Genomic DNA, 18,789 nt, shown 5'->3' on the forward strand with positions numbered 1-18,789 from the left:
CATTATGAGCTTTGGATATACAGTAAATAAAGAAAAGAATGGGGTTTTATTAGCATACCTCGCAGAAAGAATTCCTAACATAACCCTTAGGAAGCTATTGAAGCTGGTGTATCTTACAGACGAAAAATTCACTATCGAAAGAGGATTCCCTCTAACCTGGTTCAGTTACTTTGCATGGAAAAAAGGCCCTGTTGCACCTGAAGTATATGATGTAAAGAACGGATCATTTTCAGAGTATGTACAATGCCATCGTAACAACGAAGACAAATGTGAAGTATCTCCGGTTAGTGGTATTATCACACAAGAAAAGCTAAACCTCTACAGCCAGTATGAAATGGACATGATCGATAAAATCATTTCTACATACGGATCCATGTCAGCAGATGAGCTTACAGACATTACCCATCTTGATGATACCTTGTGGAGTAAAGTAGTGAATGAAAACAATCTTACTTTTTCAGATTCAGGTCGTTCTGACTGTGAAATTCATCTGAACCGTCTTATTGAAGGTGATGAAGAAAAAGAAGAAGTTTTTGAGGATGCACTGGAATATATGCAGTTCTGTAATGCGACATCGGTATGTTAAAGGCTAAGAATATTATCTACGGTTTTTGCACCTTTACAAATCCTCCCAAAAACAAGTATCTAATTTCCCTCTATAGAAGTGAGACACTGAATGTTGTTGCCGTATTTCCAACTTCGAGAAAACGTTCCGGTAGCTTATCACCGAAACACGGCAAGAACTACAGAGGACAGGATATTGTATCATACGTATTTGAAGCAAACAGGTGCATTGGAAAGAAGTATGGTTCTGACGAAGACTTCTCTTTTCCACTGGTTACTACCATCCCATTTGATTATTGCTTCCGGGAAGGTGAACAAGAAAACCTTCTAAAGTCCTTCGAATCTGCAGAAGTGGTAGGAGTTCTCTCGGATGAAGAATACATAAACTTGATTTATGCTTTTTCCAAAAGTCCATTAACTCCACGAAAATATATTCCGATTTTTGAGAAGATATTGAAAGAACATTATTCATTCTAAACCTAAGCCTGGTGGATTATGAATTGATATATTTTTTGCATTTTTTATTTAAGGTGTTTTAAATATATTACCATTTACTTCATAAATAGCTGTTATAATATCATGAGATTAAGGAGTTTAATAAAAAATCAAGTTTTATCAATAGACGACCATAAATGGGGATGTCAAGAAGAGAAAAAATGGGATTTCAAACATTGTGATATTCATGTTGATAAAAGAACTAATTTCCCAATTAATGGCAAAATAAGAGAGGTACAAATTAAAATACCTATAAATTCAAATCGTCCTATTGAAATAACAAATAAAAAAAATGGGAATAAATCAAAGCTAGATGATATACCTAATAATTTAAAAAAAGAAATAGAAAACGCTTTTAGCAATGAAGAAATACGAAATGCTTTTGTTGTTGATGTATATGATGTTCTAATAAATTTTTCATCAAAAATTTCCGATGAAGATAAAGCTAAAGAAACTCTTATGAAAATTGCAAAACATTTTAATTTAGGCATACCCACTGAAACAATACCAACTTACGTGGACAACGTATTGTCTAAATATTCTCTTAAATTCAAAATAACAAAAGATGAAGAATATACAGCTGAGATTCAAAAAGGAAATATAAAAATAGGACAATTTTAAGACCGTAATCCAGAAATAAATTAAAGGAGAAAGTCCCCTATGTAAAATATATAGGAACTTTCTCCTTTATCTTTACAAACACCAAATTAGCAAAAATGCAAATAACATTTAAATAGTTCAGTGTTTATTATTCTATTTAGAATGGCTTTAAAATCTTTAGTTTAACATTAAAACCAGGTTTCTCAAAATATTTAAATATTTCATTTACTGGTAATTTAAATGCATCAGCTAACTCCTGATCCGAATAGTCTAATTCTTTTTTCAATAATTCATAGGCTTTATAATAAACAACCGGAGTATCTATTGGAACATATACTGGTTCATTCTTTTTATAACCCTTACGACTTAATTCAATATTAAAATAACTATATTTATCATCAGTTATACACTTAAGATCTTTCGCTCTACGAATAATTGATGCCATAGATGTCATCCAATAAGATTTCAAAGAACTCAAATATTGTAGTTTAAGACCTTGTAATGAACCCTTTATTGCTGATTCTGGCATTAAAAATTCTGAGGCAAAACGATTTGCTTCATTTTCTTTATCACGATGATCTGGAATTGGGTATTTAGAAGACAAATGCATTATAATATGACCCAACTCATGGGCTATAGTAAAACGCTTATGGTCATTACTATAATTTTTGTTTAATATTAAAACCATAAACCCTTCATCTGTTACAAAAGAAACGCCATCAAATATATCTACATCATAATCTTGTTCGACAATAATTATACCATACCGTTCTAACAACGAACATATATTCTCTATAGGCTCATCCTTTAGACCCATATATTTTCTTGTAAATTGTGCGGCAGATTCTGGAGTATAACCTTCTTCCAAATCCAACATACAAAGTCCTATTGGAGGAAATTCAATACTTTCAGACATTTCATCTATTATGTAACCAATCAATTTATTTGCACATTCTATATGATCTTTCTTACTTTTAATAATTCCAGCTTTTCTTCGATAATGGGCATTCTCTACATTATTTGAAATCTTTTCTTCATAGAACTCTTCTGGAAATCCCAGGAAATCTATAATTCGCTTAATTACATCTTCAGATAATAATCCCACACCTTTTTCAAACTTTGACAAATTTGACTGGGACAATCCTTTAATGTGCGAAGCCAAGCTTGTTTGAGAATATCCTAAATACTCTCTCACAAATGTCAATTGTTTGTTATTAAATTTCATAATATTTTTCCTTTCGACTATTTATATAAGAAAATGGTGGTTCAGATTATATTTGTTATTAATTTACATTCTTCTTTATCTTCACATTCTCTTTAATACCCACTTCAGCAGTTGGCAACAAAGGGTGAATAGTTTTGGTTGCTTTAGACAAAGAATTAAGATTGTTTTCATTTATTTCCCAACAGACTTTTCCTTCATCAATATAAACAAGCTTCGGTTGAACAAATAGTCCCAAACTATCTTTTTTATAACCAAAAAACAGTATAGGAGAAGTTCCATCATAATCATCCTCAAAAAGTGAACCTTGTAACTGATTCTCTATGGAATCACTTAAAACAGTTCTTATATTCATAGGCATATTATTCTTATCCAACTTCTTGAAAAAGATAATATAACCATTTACAGTAAGCATTAATCTTCCATATTTACCACGTTTCAAATCTGAACCGAAATGATTTTGAACACATTGGATTAGTTTTGCTAATAGTAAGTTGGCTTCAAATGCTCTAGGTCTTGCACTTGGTGGCGTCTGAGCCACCTCTTTATTATACATCTTTAAAGCTTCATAATATGCTTCAAAAAGAGGCAACAGAACCTCTTTAAGGTCATATTCACATTCTTTTTTATTTATTATACGTTTCCTTTTTCTCGGAAACTCATTTATTTCTATTTTTGTCATAATTTTAAATTTGAAATTTTAAAATCTGAACCACCAGATTTTCTGAAAGAACCTCTGTTGCAGCAGAGGTTACTTTAGCCACAAAGATATATAATTTTAAACGAATATTGTATATTTCGCTATATATTTTTTTAAGATAATTGTATTTTCTGTGTTTGATTATAGTATTAGCTTTATGAGATTATCAAATTTCTTTATATAGCTACGTCATTTTTATCTTTGCTTTCTCATTTATTACTTTTTGTTGTTTTCGATTAGAAGTTTCTACATTTAAACCAACATTATTATCTCCTTCTTTATTCTTATTAATAGTAAGACTGATTTTACAATCCAGCTCAGAAAGTTCAGATTTCAGTTTTCTCAGCTCACCTTCCTTTTTCCACTCACCTGAAGCTATGGCTTTATACGTCTCAACGTCACGTTTTACTTTTTCAAGTTCACGTTCATGGTTTTCTATTACCTTGGGGATTTTCTCTAATGCGGACAGAAAGTTCATGCAAGCCAATTTGGGATCATTTGCCAAATGACCGTTATTATGAGTATAGTATATGTTTCCCATACCCTTAACCATAAAACGGTTATCCACAAAATCGAACATATCCTTTTGGGATGCTTCACTCTTTACTACCACCTGAAAACCATAAATCTCACCTATTTGCTGGTATTCACCATTGGTTCTGGCTTTATTAGAAATCTCCTGGAGCTTTGCTGCAAGGACTTTGACATCCTGACTTTCTATTCCATTCAACTTTAAGTCATTAAGCAAATTACCGTCACTATCTTTACGTGCAAGACGGTTGAACTGCTCCATATCCGCTTTAGCTTCATTCGCCTGCCTTGTATGAAAGTCAATAGATTTGTCAATCGTATTCAAACGGAATCTTGCTTCATCACGTTCCTTGGCAAAGCTCTTACGTTCACTTTCAAGTGCCGTAATCTTCTTTTCCAACTTGGCTTTCTCCAACAAATCCGTGTTGCCAGAAAGAATAGCCACATATTCACTGAAGTTAAGTCCATTCTGTTCATCCATTCCACCTTCATCAATGGTTCTTTTACCCAAGCTGTTAGTCTTTAGCTGATTGATAAACAACTGCTTGTTATGTAACAGATTGAATTTATATGAATCAAGGGACTTCTCTACAGCATATACAATCACATCAACTTTATTGTCAGCATGTTGTTTGGCTACCCAGTTGCCTTTACGAACAGCACGGCCATCACGTTGCTCCAAAGCAGAAGGAACCCAAGGCGTGTCAAGATGATGCACCGCAACCGCACGTTCCTGTGCGTTAACTCCAGTACCCAACATTTCTGTTGAACCGAACAGCACTCTGATAGTTCCTTTATTCATTCCCTCTATCATTGCTTTTTTAGCCTGTTCAGTCTTACATTCCTGAATAAAACGAACCTCTGAGGAAGGGATACCATAATCTTCCACCAGTTTACGTTTGATTTCAGAATATACACTCCATTCTCCAGGCTTATAAGTACCAAGATCGGAAAATATAAACTGTGTACCCTTTACAAAATCAAATTTATTGTAATATTCCGAAATCATTTTAGCACAATGAGAAGCTTTATTGTCCACATGATCCTCGTATGACGGATCTATCATTCGCATATCAAGTGACATCTTTCGTGCATAGTCAGTTGCAATAAGCATCTTTGCATTTTCTTCTTTTTGTGACAATGGCTCTCTGCCCAACAAAGTAGCATCACCTGTACGGGCAAACTCCACCAGCTTTTTTATAAATTCCTCCTGAACAGGTGTAGGTGGAATATTATGAAGAATCTCATTCTTTTCCGGACGGTCTATACCTATATCCTTCGCTGTACGATAGTCGCAGATTTCAGCATAGAAAGCAGCCAGTTCCGGAACTTTGATAAAGTGACGGAATCGTTCCTTCTGCACAATTTCATTAGTTACAGAAAACTCATAGTCAGTAGTCTTCTTCGCAAACACAGCTGCCCAAGCATCAAAACTGTTTATATTCTGCTTTTCAAGTGCCTGAGGCCTTAGATATTTGAACAGCAGATAAAGTTCCGTAAGCGAATTGCTGATAGTTGTACCACTTAGGAAAGTAGCACCAAGATCTTTTCCAGTTCTCTCCTGAATGGTACGGATAGCAAACAGCATATTAAGTGCCCTCAAACTTCCATTAGAGTTTCCAAGTCCGGCTACACGGTCATGGCGTGTGTTGAACATCAGATTTTTAAATTTATGGCTTTCATCTACAAACAGATGATCTATACCCATTCGCTTGAAATCCACCACATCATCCTTTCTTGAAGCTATATCGTCTGCAATACTTTTCAGTTTAGCTTCAAGATTCATCTTTCTCTTCTCCACACCTTTAAGCATGGCACGTGAAACCTCCTTACCCTGCTCGATAAGAACCTGCAGGTTTTCTTCCACACTGTCAAGTTCCTTCTGAAGAATTGCCTGCTGAATATCCAAAGACTGAGGTATCATTCCAAACTGCTCATGCGTAAGGATAATACAATCCCAGTCATTGTTCTTTATGTCATTAAAGATACGCTGTCTGTTCTGTGGAGTAAAATCATTCTTGCCGGGATATAATACTCTGGCATTTGGATAAGCCTTTCTGAAAGTATTTGCAATATCAAACACATTTGCCTTCAGTCCGATAATCATAGGCTTGTTTACAATACCAAGACGTTTCATCTCATATGCAGCACAACACATGATAACAGTCTTTCCGGCTCCCACCTGATGGTCACATATACCACCATTATTCACCTTCAGCATCCAGATAGCATCTTTCTGACTCTTATACAAATCAGGAAAGCCCAAACCTTTCAAATCAAGCTGGGGAAACTCCTGATGACTTCCATCATAATTAGGACGTACAAAACAGTTAAACAACCGGTTGTATTTTTCTGCCAACTTGTTCTTGAATCCATCCGGCTGCGACTGTAGCCAATCTGTAAACCCGTTCCGAATTTCTTCAATCTTTGTATTGGCCAACTGAATGGCTGCACCATCCCTTACCTTAATTTCAGTTTCATTACCATTAAAATCAACAACCGTCTTGCTTTTTGTTATGTCCGGTATCGTATTATGCAAAGCATGTTTCATCAAGTTAATACCGTCATAAGTTTTGAACTCTCCCTTTACGGCATACTTATGATTGATATTACCATTTTTACTGCTGCACTTTACTGAATATTCATCTGCACTTGCAGCAAAGCGCACACTTACATCTGTTTCAAAAAACTCACAGGCAAACTTTTCATAGACCTTTGCCGGAATCCATCTTTCGCCAAAATTAAAGTCAAGCTCTCCGAAAGATATTGGCGTAGGTACAGCAGCCTTCAATGCTTCAAGACTCTTTTTTGCCTCTTCATTGCCAGGATGATTCTCTAGCCACCATTCCACCTGCTCTGCCTTTTCCACGACATTGCCGGATATGAATCTGTCTGCAATTTCATAACCTCCTTCAAGAGGATTATAATAGATTCGTCCGTCCAAATCGGAAATTATCTCATCTTCCTCCTTATCAGGAAGAAGCGAACATATATAAGGCAAATTCACATCACCGTACTTGTTCAAAGAAGCAGCAAGTCCTTCAAGTGAAGTCGTAACAGTCTTGACCTCATTCACTTGAAACGAAACAGGATGGTCGAAAATATCAGCTTTTATAAACTGTCCTTCACGTGAACGTTCAAGAAAAAGTATCTCAGTAGAACCAGGATCCATTTTCAGCACATCCAAATTCTTTTTTGTATTCAGAAAGCCATAGAAACCTACAAAATCATCATAAAGCCGATTCAGTTTACTGCGTTCCTCCTTGTCTTCCGTTCTTGTTTCACTCTCGTTGTCATACAAACGATGATAGCAATCCCTTAAATCAATGTACTTGCCTAATTTTGTCAATTGACTGATTGGAAGATCAAGTGGATTGAAAGTCGGATTACCAAAGGAAGTATTCGACAGAAATCCAAGTTGTGTACCTTGCCTTACTATAGAACCGTCCTTCAGATGCGAAGACATCATTGTGGTATAAGGTCGTGGAGTAGTATCTATTATCAGTTTCGGTTCTACTTTTGGTGGTATAATGTTACGCTTGCCATCATCTATAAGCAGTTCAGAAAACAAGTCAAGCTGCACGTTGTTAGTCTGAACTTTCTTTGTTCTGCCTGAACGGTTGTTACCTTTTGTTTGTCCGGTTTTCTGCTTACTCGTTTGCTGTTTGCCAGTACGTTTCTTTTCAGATGGAACCGGAGTAATTTTAGGAGTAGAAGCCTTTATTTCCTGATTGAACCGTTCCACTTCTTCAGCCCATGCCTGTATAGCTTTATCCGGAAGATTATAATCTTCATCCTCTACCATAACAGAAATGGGATGATGCTCATCATCAAAGTACACAGTCTGACCGTCCATTTCACGTGGAGACTCTATATCTGTTCTTGCACTTTCATACAGTTCAAACAGAGTAAGAACCGGCACACCTTCAGGAACTTTTTCTACTTCCGTACTCTTCTGACGTTCCTCTTCCTCAATCTCTTTCTTATACATGTAGGCATAAACGGAAGGATCCATATTCTCCTTCCTCCATTCCCGCAAACTCATTCCCTCCAATTCTCTACATGCCCGTTCAAGACCTTCATCAAGCCAGTGAGCCTGAGAACCAGACAAAATAGTAATATATCCGTGTTTTGCAGCTTCCTGAAGAATAGCCTCTGTATTCCCATCAACCTTAGCCATAGACTCATAAGCTCTCAAAGCATCGCCTATAGCCTTAACAGAAAGTTGAACAGGCTCTTTTATCTCTTCTGCTATAGTATCCACCACTTCCGGAGTATAACGGTTGCCGACATATTCTTTTAACTCCTGGATTTCATGAAGCTTGGCCGGTTCAAAATGAATATCACGTTCTATCCTTACACCCCTTACTTCAACTTCCTCAATCTCATGAAGAGAAGCATATCCAAGTTCCCATCCATAGCCCATTGTGGTCAGTGTAAACAAATCTCCTGTTTTCCTATCCGCTTCAAGCACATAACAAGTATATGCACCAAACGGCATGAAGTATCTTATATAAGCTACCTTATCACCAATCAGTCCACCATCCGTTTCATACAGGGCAGGAATCTTATCAGCTATCTCCCTCGGCATATAGGTAAAAGCCTGTTTAGCTTCCATTTCACCTTGAAGTTTCTCCTCATAGTCATCATCTCCATAGAACAGTCCTTTTGATAACTCATTTAATATATCCCTGTCCAGCTTTAACTTCAAGTCACTACATATACCTTCAATTCCACCTTCATGGTTATATACCATACATTTCTTACCATAAGGATTAGTCGAAAGTTTTCTTGATGTAGCCACACAATTCTCCATGCTCTCCGTTGCAAACATGGCATTATGAGTAAACAATACCTTATCAGGATTATCAGGATCGGGAACATCAACCGTTTCTATAAACAAGCGTTCCTGTTCGGAAACAATACCTTTACCCGTATTTTTCTGCAAAACAATCAAGTCACTACCAACCTCCGTTCCGGCATTTTCTGTAAACAAATTTTCAGGCAAACGAATAGCAGAAACAAGACTTGAATTATTCATCAGATACTCTCTAATAGGTTTGTTGGACGGTGAATCCAACAAACCCAGTGAAGTAATAAAGGCAAGTATTCCACCTTCCCGAAGAGTATCAAGACCTTTAACAAAGAAATAGTTATGAATGGCACGAGTTGACAAGACCTTTGCTTCCTCCTTTGATTTGGAATATGCACGGTCATATACCACATAATTGCCAAAAGGAATATTACTGGAAATACAGTCGAAACGATTCATCAATTCAGGTGATATTTCCTCAAAACCACGATTGTGCAGAAAAACCTCTCCGGTACTGTTCAAAGCTTTCATTATCATTCCCGTGAGCAGATCCTTTTCAAAACAGAATCTTTCCTCTGCATTTTTCCCGAATGAGTTGATAAAAGAACCCATACCGACCGAAGGATCCAAAAAAGTTTCAAACTTGATACCGTTATCGGCAAAACTTGATGCTATGGTATCAGTTACCCTTGTATCAGTATAGAAAGAAGTAAGCACACTTGATTTGATACTATCCATGAGCAGTTTAGCCTGTACCGGATTTGCAGCACCTTCCTTGATTACCTGTTGTAACTCCTGAACCATAGGAAAAAGTTCAAGTTCCGATTTAGCCCATCTGGAACGGTCAGCCAACGTACTTGCCGGATTCAGGACACACTTCAATCCGCCAAATCCATTATATCTGCCAAGAATCTCCCTTTCCTCTTTACTCGGTATTCTTTTTTCCGCTTCAAGAAGCAATACTGTACGTATAGCCTCAATGTTGTTACGGAGAACAACCTTCTTGTTATATGACATAGGCTATACATTTTATTTATTGTTCTTGAATTCGAATGACGTAGAACCGTCCTCCTTTAATATCAGTACGGCATTGAACTTCTTGCCTGCTTTGCTAACAAGCCCTTTCAGCGTAGTAGTATGACCTTGAGTAATAAGGCTTCTCACTTCCTTATCAGTGAGCAGTTTACCACATACCTCCCTGAAAACTCGGAACTCACAACCCTCAGAAGTACATTTAGCTACTTTAGGATAAATCTTTACAGAATTATTCTTGCAAACCGGACAAGTAAGCAGTTCGGTATTATCCTTTGAGATAATTGACGATTCCAAAAGTTCCGTACATATCTGTCCGGTATAATCCTTTATTTCCTGGTTGAATCTGGCTGCATCATTCTCTCCATTCTCAATCTTAGCCAAGGCAAGTTCCCACATACCCGTCATTTCAGCATTGGCGATTCGCTTATCCTTAACAATATCATAGACTGCCATACCTTTATCAGTAGGAACAAGTGTTTTTTTCTCACGTCTGATATATTCTCTCAGAAGCAGAGTTTCTATAATATTGGCTCTTGTAGCCGGAGTTCCAATACCACAACCGTCCATAGCTTTTCTTACCTCGCCATCCTCAATTTCTCTTCCTGCATTCTCCATTGCAGAAAGAAGAGTCGCTTCAGTAAACAAAGGTTTTGGCTTTGTCTTATGTTCCGTCTCTTTCAATGAAGATATTCTAATGTTTTCACCCTCTTTAAAATCAGGCAAAAATTCAACTTCCTTATCTTCATCCTCTTCTTTTTCATTAAGCACAGCTTTCCACCCTGGATAAGTTACCTTTTCCGCTTTCAAAACAAAATCCACATCAGCACCACGCAATGTAACTGTCAATACATCCTTTTGTGAAGTTTCAGAAAATGCTTCGAGCATTCTTGCCATTATCATACGATAAATCTTATCCTCATTGGCACTCAACTGTTCAGGCTTATTGCCTGTAATCAATAGCGCATGATGGTCAGTTACTTTTGAAGCATCTACAGAACGTCTGTTCAGTTCATGTCTTAGGATCTCAGGAACAACATTTTCAAAACCGAAACCATCCTTTGAGAACTCTATCAGTCCACTGATTTCATCAAACACATCATCACCAATATATCTGCTTCCCGTTCTCGGGTAAGTTATAAGCTTCTTCTCATACAGACTTTGAGCAAGTGACAGCGTTGTATCCGCTGAAAAGCTGTATTTTCTGTTTGCATCTTTCTGCAAGGTGGTAAGGTCGTATAAGAGAGGTGGTTCGGTACGGACTGCCTTTCTTTCGACCTTCAACACGGAAAGACAGCCGTGTCCGTCAGTGGTGATGTTATCCGCAAGGATAGCTTTCACTGCGGACTGGGCTGTTTCCCTTCTCTCGAAAGTAGTCTCTGATACAGCTTTCCATAGAATACCATCTTTATCCAGCATCGCTTCAAGTTTCCAATAAGGAACACTCTTAAACTCTTTGTTCTCGATATACCTTCTGCATATAATAGAAAGTGTAGGAGTCTGAACCCTTCCAAGTGAGAATCCGTTTTTACCTGCAGAGATAGACAAGGCACGGCTGGCATTTATGCCAACTAACCAATCAGCTTCACTGCGTGCCTTGCCTGCACTATAAAGATTGTCAAATTCATTGCCCGGGCGAAGCTTTGAAAGTCCTTCCCTTATAGCCTTATCTGTAAGACTGCTTATCCATAATCTTACATAAGGCTTGTCAGAATTAAGATAGGAATAAATATATCTGAAAATGAGTTCACCCTCGCGACCGGCATCAGTAGCCACGATAATCTTTTCAGAACGATTGAAACAATTCTTGATAATCCCAAGCTGCTTGACTGCAGCCGGATCATTGATATACTCTCCGTCCTTTCTTATTTGACGGACAATAAGACGGAACGGTTCAGGAAGCAACGGAAGATCCTCTTTTCTGAATCCCTCCACACCATACTGTTGTGGCATAGCAAGAGTAACGAGGTGACCTATAGCCCAGGTAACAATATAATTGTTTCCTTCCATATATCCGTTCTCACGGCTATCTGCACCAACAATAGCCGCCAGTTCTCTGGCAACTGACGGCTTTTCTGCAATAATACAAGTCATACCCATAATACTGCAGATTAGATTTTACGACCTTTTTTCTTTTGAACCTCTTTCTTCTGTTTTTCAGTCGGTTCTGTCTGTTCTTTTTTCAGAGGTTCTTTTACATGTTTAGTTGCCTCATTGGTCTTGCCTTCATTGTTCACGGCAACCTGAGTCTTGTTTCCTTCAGCTACAGCAACAACTTGCGCTTCACCCTGTTCCTGTTTCCTGTCCGGATTCCATCTGTAAAACCTCGGTCGGTTTTCTTCCTTGTCAAACTTAACGTATGCATTGAAAGGCTGTCCGGCTTTATCAACCATATTCTTGATGTAAAGTGTACGTCCTTCATTAAGTGCAGCCTGCTGTTTTTCTGTAAGTTCCACTCCGCAAATTTTCCTTGAAACACCTTTCTGCTGTTCCTGATTTACATGCTGAGCCACACTCTGCCTTGGAGTATTGTCAAACTTGAATTCGATACCCTTCTTATCGGCATTAATCTGAATCTGGGCATTGAAAGGCTTACCGGCTTTGGAAATCATATTCTCCACGGCAACAGCCTTACCCATAGCAAGATCTGTCTTCTGTTGTTCGGAAAGCTTAACACCCTTGATTTCATCAGGGACACGCACACGGTCAGCTCTCAAAGCAATCAGTTCATTTGTTTGCGAGTCAACGGATATGAAAGCCTTGAACGGCTCTCCGTTTTTAGGAGTAACGTCAGCCAGTCTTCCAAGATTACCAGTTTCACGAAGCATCTTCTTGTCTTCCTCTGAAAACTCAACACCCATGAAAGGAAAGTCCAACCGTGGCTCTTTTCTGATTGTATGAATAGCCAGTGCAAGATTACCGTCAGTATCTTCACGAAAAGCAAGTCTAGCTTCCGTATAGATAGTCTTATCGCCAAAAGGAACTGCAATAGGCATCAGATTACTCTTTCCCCATCCAAGCATCTTTTCAAGATTGCCAGAAGCCTTCAACTGTTCACGGGTGATGCCAATTGCTGTAAGTTCATTCCAGTCAATACGTTCTTCATTTACCCGCCCAAGCTGTTCTTTTGGAGCATAATCCTCTAGGTTCACACGCATCAATTTGAGCTGTTCTTCATTCTCTTGCGGTTTCTGAAGTATTTCCTGGAGAATCATTACAGAACTTTCCACTTTATCTGCAACCAGTCTGTACAGTCCGGTTCTTGAAGGATCATTAAACTGTCTGGTAAAGTTCTCCATGAAGTTCTTGAAAATACTGTCATTTTCACTGAATTTCATGAACTGTCCTGAATGTGCATCAAGTGGCTCGACTGTCTGTACCTTACCTTCTGCATCAACTGATGAAACTACTGATAGCTTTTTCGATTCCTTATCCTCCAGTACGAGGATGTAGTCATTGGTGTTCGTATCCATAATTCTAAATTTAATGGGTTTGAACACCAAATATATAGCTTACTTATGCGGATGATGCAAGTGAGGGAAAAGTGGGGAAAATGGAGGAAAATTATATATTAATATTTATCTAAAAAGTACTGTTGCTTTTCAAATAAATCTTTTACACTTTGAAATAAGAACTGACTCATGTAATCAAAATGAGGCTTATTAGCAGACATCTTTGAATCTGAACCAAAATTCAAACGAACTCGATAATATTGAACCAATTCACCTTCAGGCTCATTATCAGCAGCAAAAAGATACACAAACTCACACCCAACCATATCCATCATTTGACGAATTTTATCCACCACCTTAATCCAAAACAAAGTTTCTCCCATTTTCATTTCTTCTGGTAAATCCAATGATTTCCAGTATGAATTAGCAGATGCATTTGTTCCAAACAACTTAATTTCAATAGCTGGATGTACTTTATGAACTCTTGTTATGTCTTTATCAACTTCTAATAATTCATCCTGCTTCATCAAAACTTTTTTAGAGGATAACTGTTCAAAGTCCTCAAAGGACAAACCTTCTTCCTGAGCCTTTTCAATATGGGACATTAACTCATCTCTTTCTGCCCCAGTTATAAAAGGATTAGACATCAAAGTACGAATAGCCGAATATGCATTATGACTTAGTTGCATCTTATAGGTAGATGATTTCTCAAACAGTTCTCCACATCTTAAAGAAAAAAAAGCCATTGGCAATCCAGATGGTGAAACAATAACAAAGGAGGCAAGATGACCATCTATGTCATTCCTAAGGTATTCATCAGAAGAAAAAATATCAATAATATTTCTAGCTTCTTCTCCATTTATTATTGGTCCCCTCATATTACGCAAAAAAGAAGGATCAAATTCTTTTGCACGTCTCACTTCAAAACTTTCTAAAATGGATTTTATTTTCTCATTCAATGCCATTTATTATGATTTTTGAAGTTCAGGAACAATGTTTTCAAAATAGAATCTACGAATTTTAATGCGTTCAGCATCTTTAACGATATCGTCTGTACTAATTAAAACATCGCAATGATCATCCGGACCATATCCATATCTTGCTTTTTTCCAACAACTCTCACCATGCGTTAAAATACTCAAACTCCAAGAGTCTTTAACGGCATAATTTTGGAAAACAAAATCTAAAGAATTTTTATACGGAGCTAATTCTTCTTCGGAAGGTCGTAAGTTCATATTTTCTAATTTTTTGAAGCTATTACGAACCACAACCATTACAGGACCATACTTCCATGCTTCAAACTGGTCATTAAACATAGGCTCTCCTGTCTGAATAATAGATTCTCTTTGAGCGAAGTACAATAATTTATGTAACTTCATTTCATCTATTTTTCCTTTCATTTCTTCTTGATATCTTTTAAAAATATAAGAAGCAACTTTAATTACATCAATCATAAAGCCTATATACTATGATAAACAACAATATTTACAATTAATAAAATATGGCATGCAAAATTAGTCATTTTTCAGGACTTTAGCAAACTTCTTACTATAAAACATAGATTTTTAATCATGAATAGTAATCAATCTTATAATCTTATCAAGTAAAGGTTTAGATTTTACTTCTACTTCTTTTGATTTGCCAACCATATTTGAATAAGCTATAAAAACAAGGAAAGCCTTTAAGACTGCTTTATCTAAGTCCTGAGAAATCAAAGCTTCATTATATTGTATTTCCATGAACCCTGAAATTGCGAGGAATACGAAATATGCTGCATAGATCAAAAAATTAATGTTGTTTTTATGAGTCACATAAAGAGCTAGTTCCTGCATTATAGCTTCGTATTTATGCTCTCCCCAATCTTTTAATGGCGATTGATTTTTTATTATCCATTGAATAAAATTAGGAAGATGAACACATAAAATTGCACCTGCTGTTAATGTTATAAAAACAATGGTGGACGTTGAAAAATTTAAATTACACAAATAATCAAAGGCCTTTATTATAATCAAAGGTAGAGCTAAAGAGTAAATTGCAATAGTCAAATAGCTCGCTATAATTGTAAATACTGGTTTTGTTAATTTAAGCCCAATAAAAATGAGATACATTGGTAACATTAATAAAAGCCATATGTTTCTTATTATTTTATTACACTTTTGAACTCTAGTATCACACAATAAAAATATGACTAAACTTGTGAACACATATATCAAAAAATATTCCAATGTTATTAAATCCACAATCCACCAAAACAAAACTAACAGTAAAACTTCAAAAATAAGAATACCAAGTATAATCAATGAGACTTTATTATTTTCTGATATTCTATTCCACCATTTATCTTTCTTTGAATCAATATTTTTTTCTTGTTTGTCCATAATACAATTCTTTTAGTCAAAATCCTTACAAAGGTATAAATTACTTTTTGTCAAAATGATATTTCCACCTCTCTAAAATCGTAAAACTTAATACTGAGCCAAAACAAATCACAATATTATGATTTTTACCGTGACTTATAAATTATATTTTGCTTACATAAGACAAAACAGCCCATAACTATAGCATAGAAATAGAATTAACCCCCAATAAGTAGTATAATAACAAAAACATAAATTTCTATCTAATGGTGAATCCATATTAAAACACAGTAAAATCAGCCCAATTTTCACTTCAAAATAAAACACTTTTCTGCATTTTTGAATAAACATCTCGGTATTTAATTAGAATACCAGCATATTTTAATGAAATAAGAGGTCGTTTTAGACTTCATAATTCTTAATGTATAATCTATCCTATTTAATTCAAATAACAACAATACCGGATAGAAAAAAACGTAAATAAAAATCATTTTGACAAACAATAAACCATCACTGTAACTTTATGTATAACAGATTTAGTATACAAAACTAAAAACCAAAATGTGTAAAACTGAATAGTGTACTTGTTATTAGTGTTTAAAGCAGATTTGTTAATCGCACTCTCATATTTAATAAGCATTTTTAGGCTAAGACACTCACCTGAGTACGAATATGGTAACATATTAGGAGGCTGCAACTTGGACTAGAGATATTAAGCAAAAGTTAATCAGTTATAGAAATATTGTAATAGGAAAACTACAACCAAGGAACAGTATGTCAAATAAATGCTTATCTTTGGGAACATAAGGTGTTGCATAAAGATAAGGTGACAATCCTACTAATTTTATCATTTTCTGAGGATAGAAAGAAACATTATGGCAACAAACTGAAGGGATAAAATAAAGAATTCCACAGACTTCAGGTTTAATGTAAAAATTTTTAGGTTAAAAAATTAAAATACTTAAAATAAAAAAATGATTGGAGATAAAAGTATTTGCAAAATAATTTCTTATACAAAAGAGAAACGTACATTTACCGTACAAGAAGTATATTCTCAAACTGAAGGTTACCTTCCTTTGTCCAAAGATCTTCTTAAAGACAAAACGAAGCTATTTGATGCAATGAAACAAGGAAAAAACATACCTCTACTATGTGTAAAGGTTATGAATGGGAAACCTGTTTATTCTTCAAACATGCAGGCTCTAGATGAAATATCAAAAGAAGAACCGCTTTCTATATCAATAAACTTTTCAGCTGAAAATGAAGATTTCAACTCATCATTATTTGATTCTGTATACAATTTACTTGGTGATACCATTGATAATGACATCAAGTATGATTTAGCAAGACAATTAATTCTTGCTAATAGGAAATTACGTATCCGCCCTTCTTTATATAAAGAGCTTTTCAGCAAATGCAACGCAAAATATGGTGCAAGAATGTGGAAGGAAAATTTAATTTCATATACAAGTAACAGTATCATTACAAGTCTTTGGAAAATTGGCGATACCACAGAACGTCAACAAATTCTTGACAAATTAGGTATTTCTTTACCAGAACCAGAGATTAAAGAAGTTGAGGTCTACAATGGTTCAGTTATTCCTTTATTTGAAAATATTGCCAACAATATTATTACCAAAATCAACGCAGCTAAACATTCTGTCAAAATAGCTGTAGCCTGGTTTACCAATTTTGATTTGTTCAATTGTATCAAGGCTGCTTTAAATAGAAATATACAAGTAACTCTTGTTACAAATAACGATTTGATCAATAATGGAGGATATTGTCTTAACTTTGACGAGTTAATTGATTGTGGGCTAAAATTACATCTTGTAGAATACCCTGAAATGCTTCATTATAAATTCTGTATTATTGATGATAGTACAATAATTACAGGTTCATATAATTGGACTTTCTATGCAGAAGAAATTAATAAGGAGGATGTTATAATTATAGAAGAATTACCTAAAGTAAAAGATGCATTTCTTGCTATATTTGACTCTCTATTAATGCAATTTAATCAGGTATATAAGATGCCTGAGACAGTTCCGGATAGACCACAGTATGATAGGAGTTCATTTAAACAATATATTAGTGATGAATTAGTCCTTAGGGCTAAGAGAAACATTGGCAATAGAAGACAAAATCTCATAGATGCACAAACATTATCTCCTGATAACCAAAATGTAATAGCTGCAATGAAAGAATTTGGAGTCAACACTGATAATTCATCACGTTCAATAGCAGAAATCGATTATGATACTTCACAGTCTGCAATAGCCAAGAGAACTCAAACCTTGGAAACCCTTAATCGTCAACATGCAATGATAAATCAGAAGATCACTGATATTGATAAAGAAAAAAATAAAATAATCCAACAGAAGGAAGAATCCCAAAAACAAGTCGAAGCGCAATTAATCTCAGCAAATTCTGAAGACGAAAGGAATTTGATAAGAAGACAAAGCGAAGAAAATGAGGCTAACTTAAATTCGAGAATAGCTCAAATTGAGCAAGAAAAAAAAGAGACTGAAGCTGAAATAAGCACCGTTGAAAATCAAATAAATACGCTCAATTCTGAAATCGAAATTATTAATAAAACATCTAATATTGAAAGTAAAGGAGGAAGGGGTGGTTTAAAAATTACATTGAAATGGAATACAATCGATGATTTAGATTTGCATGTTATAGATCCTGATGGACAAGAAATATATTATGGGCAAAAAGAACATAAGTGTCAAGATGTAATAGGACGATTAGATATAGATGCAAATGTAAGTACTCCATATACAACAACGCCCGTAGAAAATATATATTGGGATGGGACTGCTCCTATAGGCAAATATTGCGTAAAGGTAAGCTTGTATACAAATAGAAGTTCACTTATGGAGATTCCATTTACAGTAACTGTTTACCCAGAAAATGGAGAACCTGAGGTCTTCCCATCAATAATAATCAAAGAACCTATTGTTGTTACAGAATTTGATTATTCTGATAATGGTATAAAATATATAAAATAATAAATT

The 18,789-nt window shown here is 35.6% G+C and carries 12 protein-coding genes; 4 read left to right on the forward strand and 8 right to left on the reverse strand.

From position 1 onward, the window contains the following. Positions 1-4 precede the first annotated feature (4 nt). The 3 genes from M3085_RS03590 to M3085_RS03600 all read left to right on the forward strand — a co-directional run bounded on the left by M3085_RS03590 (position 5) and on the right by M3085_RS03600 (position 1,680). Entirely contained in the window at positions 5-586 is a 582-nt protein-coding gene (locus tag M3085_RS03590; protein ID WP_249052298.1) for a Panacea domain-containing protein, read from the forward strand. Further along, positions 580-1,041 (forward strand): hypothetical protein, encoded by a 462-nt coding sequence (locus M3085_RS03595; RefSeq protein WP_249052299.1) that lies wholly within the window; start codon positions 580-582, stop codon positions 1,039-1,041. The genes M3085_RS03590 and M3085_RS03595 overlap by 7 nt, the downstream gene beginning before the upstream one ends. Before the next feature lie 102 nt (positions 1,042-1,143). Next, on the forward strand, positions 1,144-1,680 hold the full coding sequence (locus M3085_RS03600; RefSeq protein WP_249052300.1) for a hypothetical protein: 537 nt from the start codon (positions 1,144-1,146) through the stop codon (positions 1,678-1,680). 136 nt (positions 1,681-1,816) lie between these two features. Here M3085_RS03600 and M3085_RS03605 read toward each other — a convergent pair whose 3' ends face one another. The 8 genes from M3085_RS03605 to M3085_RS03640 form a co-directional block, all read right to left on the reverse strand. Further along, a complete protein-coding gene (locus M3085_RS03605; RefSeq protein ID WP_249052301.1) occupies positions 1,817-2,884 on the reverse strand; it encodes an XRE family transcriptional regulator in 1,068 nt (355 codons plus the stop codon). Between the two features lie 58 nt (positions 2,885-2,942). Continuing rightward, entirely contained in the window at positions 2,943-3,563 is a 621-nt protein-coding gene (locus tag M3085_RS03610) for a hypothetical protein (RefSeq protein ID WP_249052302.1), read from the reverse strand. Positions 3,564-3,765: 202 nt separating this feature from the next. Further along, on the reverse strand, positions 3,766-9,942 hold the full coding sequence (locus M3085_RS03615) for an N-6 DNA methylase (RefSeq protein WP_249052303.1): 6,177 nt from the start codon (positions 9,940-9,942) through the stop codon (positions 3,766-3,768). 12 nt (positions 9,943-9,954) lie between these two features. Further along, positions 9,955-12,057 carry a type IA DNA topoisomerase gene (gene topB, locus M3085_RS03620; RefSeq protein WP_249052304.1) on the reverse strand — a complete coding sequence of 701 codons (2,103 nt, stop codon included), beginning with the start codon at positions 12,055-12,057 and terminating at the stop codon, positions 9,955-9,957. An 11-nt stretch (positions 12,058-12,068) separates the two neighbouring features. Then, positions 12,069-13,430, reverse strand: coding sequence for a DUF3945 domain-containing protein (locus M3085_RS03625; protein WP_249052305.1), 1,362 nt, complete (start codon positions 13,428-13,430; stop codon positions 12,069-12,071). Between the two features lie 98 nt (positions 13,431-13,528). Then, positions 13,529-14,374, reverse strand: a complete 846-nt coding sequence (locus tag M3085_RS03630) for a hypothetical protein (RefSeq protein WP_249052306.1) — start codon at positions 14,372-14,374, stop codon at positions 13,529-13,531. Between the two features lie 3 nt (positions 14,375-14,377). After that, positions 14,378-14,863, reverse strand: a complete 486-nt coding sequence (locus M3085_RS03635; protein ID WP_249052307.1) for a Panacea domain-containing protein — start codon at positions 14,861-14,863, stop codon at positions 14,378-14,380. A gap of 111 nt (positions 14,864-14,974) precedes the next feature. Then, complete coding sequence (locus M3085_RS03640; RefSeq protein ID WP_249052308.1) at positions 14,975-15,787, reverse strand: hypothetical protein; 813 nt, start codon at positions 15,785-15,787, stop codon at positions 14,975-14,977. Between the two features lie 953 nt (positions 15,788-16,740). Here M3085_RS03640 and M3085_RS03645 point away from each other — a divergent pair. After that, complete coding sequence (locus M3085_RS03645) at positions 16,741-18,783, forward strand: phospholipase D-like domain-containing protein (protein ID WP_249052309.1); 2,043 nt, start codon at positions 16,741-16,743, stop codon at positions 18,781-18,783. Positions 18,784-18,789: the final 6 nt, after the last annotated feature.

Origin of the sequence: Bacteroides caecicola (genome assembly GCF_023337095.1) — a bacterium.
GTDB lineage: Bacteria > Bacteroidota > Bacteroidia > Bacteroidales > Bacteroidaceae > Phocaeicola > Phocaeicola gallinarum.

Coding starts and splice junctions, on each gene's coding strand:
- M3085_RS03630 (WP_249052306.1), bottom strand. CDS start 14,374: ATGGCATTGAATGAGAAAATAAAATCCATTTTAGAAAGTTTTGAAGTG.
- M3085_RS03640 (WP_249052308.1), bottom strand. CDS start 15,787: ATGGACAAACAAGAAAAAAATATTGATTCAAAGAAAGATAAATGGTGG.
- M3085_RS03595 (WP_249052299.1), top strand. CDS start 580: ATGTTAAAGGCTAAGAATATTATCTACGGTTTTTGCACCTTTACAAAT.
- M3085_RS03625 (WP_249052305.1), bottom strand. CDS start 13,430: ATGGATACGAACACCAATGACTACATCCTCGTACTGGAGGATAAGGAA.
- topB (WP_249052304.1), bottom strand. CDS start 12,057: ATGGGTATGACTTGTATTATTGCAGAAAAGCCGTCAGTTGCCAGAGAA.
- M3085_RS03610 (WP_249052302.1), bottom strand. CDS start 3,563: ATGACAAAAATAGAAATAAATGAGTTTCCGAGAAAAAGGAAACGTATA.
- M3085_RS03645 (WP_249052309.1), top strand. CDS start 16,741: ATGATTGGAGATAAAAGTATTTGCAAAATAATTTCTTATACAAAAGAG.
- M3085_RS03590 (WP_249052298.1), top strand. CDS start 5: ATGAGCTTTGGATATACAGTAAATAAAGAAAAGAATGGGGTTTTATTA.
- M3085_RS03605 (WP_249052301.1), bottom strand. CDS start 2,884: ATGAAATTTAATAACAAACAATTGACATTTGTGAGAGAGTATTTAGGA.
- M3085_RS03635 (WP_249052307.1), bottom strand. CDS start 14,863: ATGATTGATGTAATTAAAGTTGCTTCTTATATTTTTAAAAGATATCAA.
- M3085_RS03600 (WP_249052300.1), top strand. CDS start 1,144: ATGAGATTAAGGAGTTTAATAAAAAATCAAGTTTTATCAATAGACGAC.
- M3085_RS03615 (WP_249052303.1), bottom strand. CDS start 9,942: ATGTCATATAACAAGAAGGTTGTTCTCCGTAACAACATTGAGGCTATA.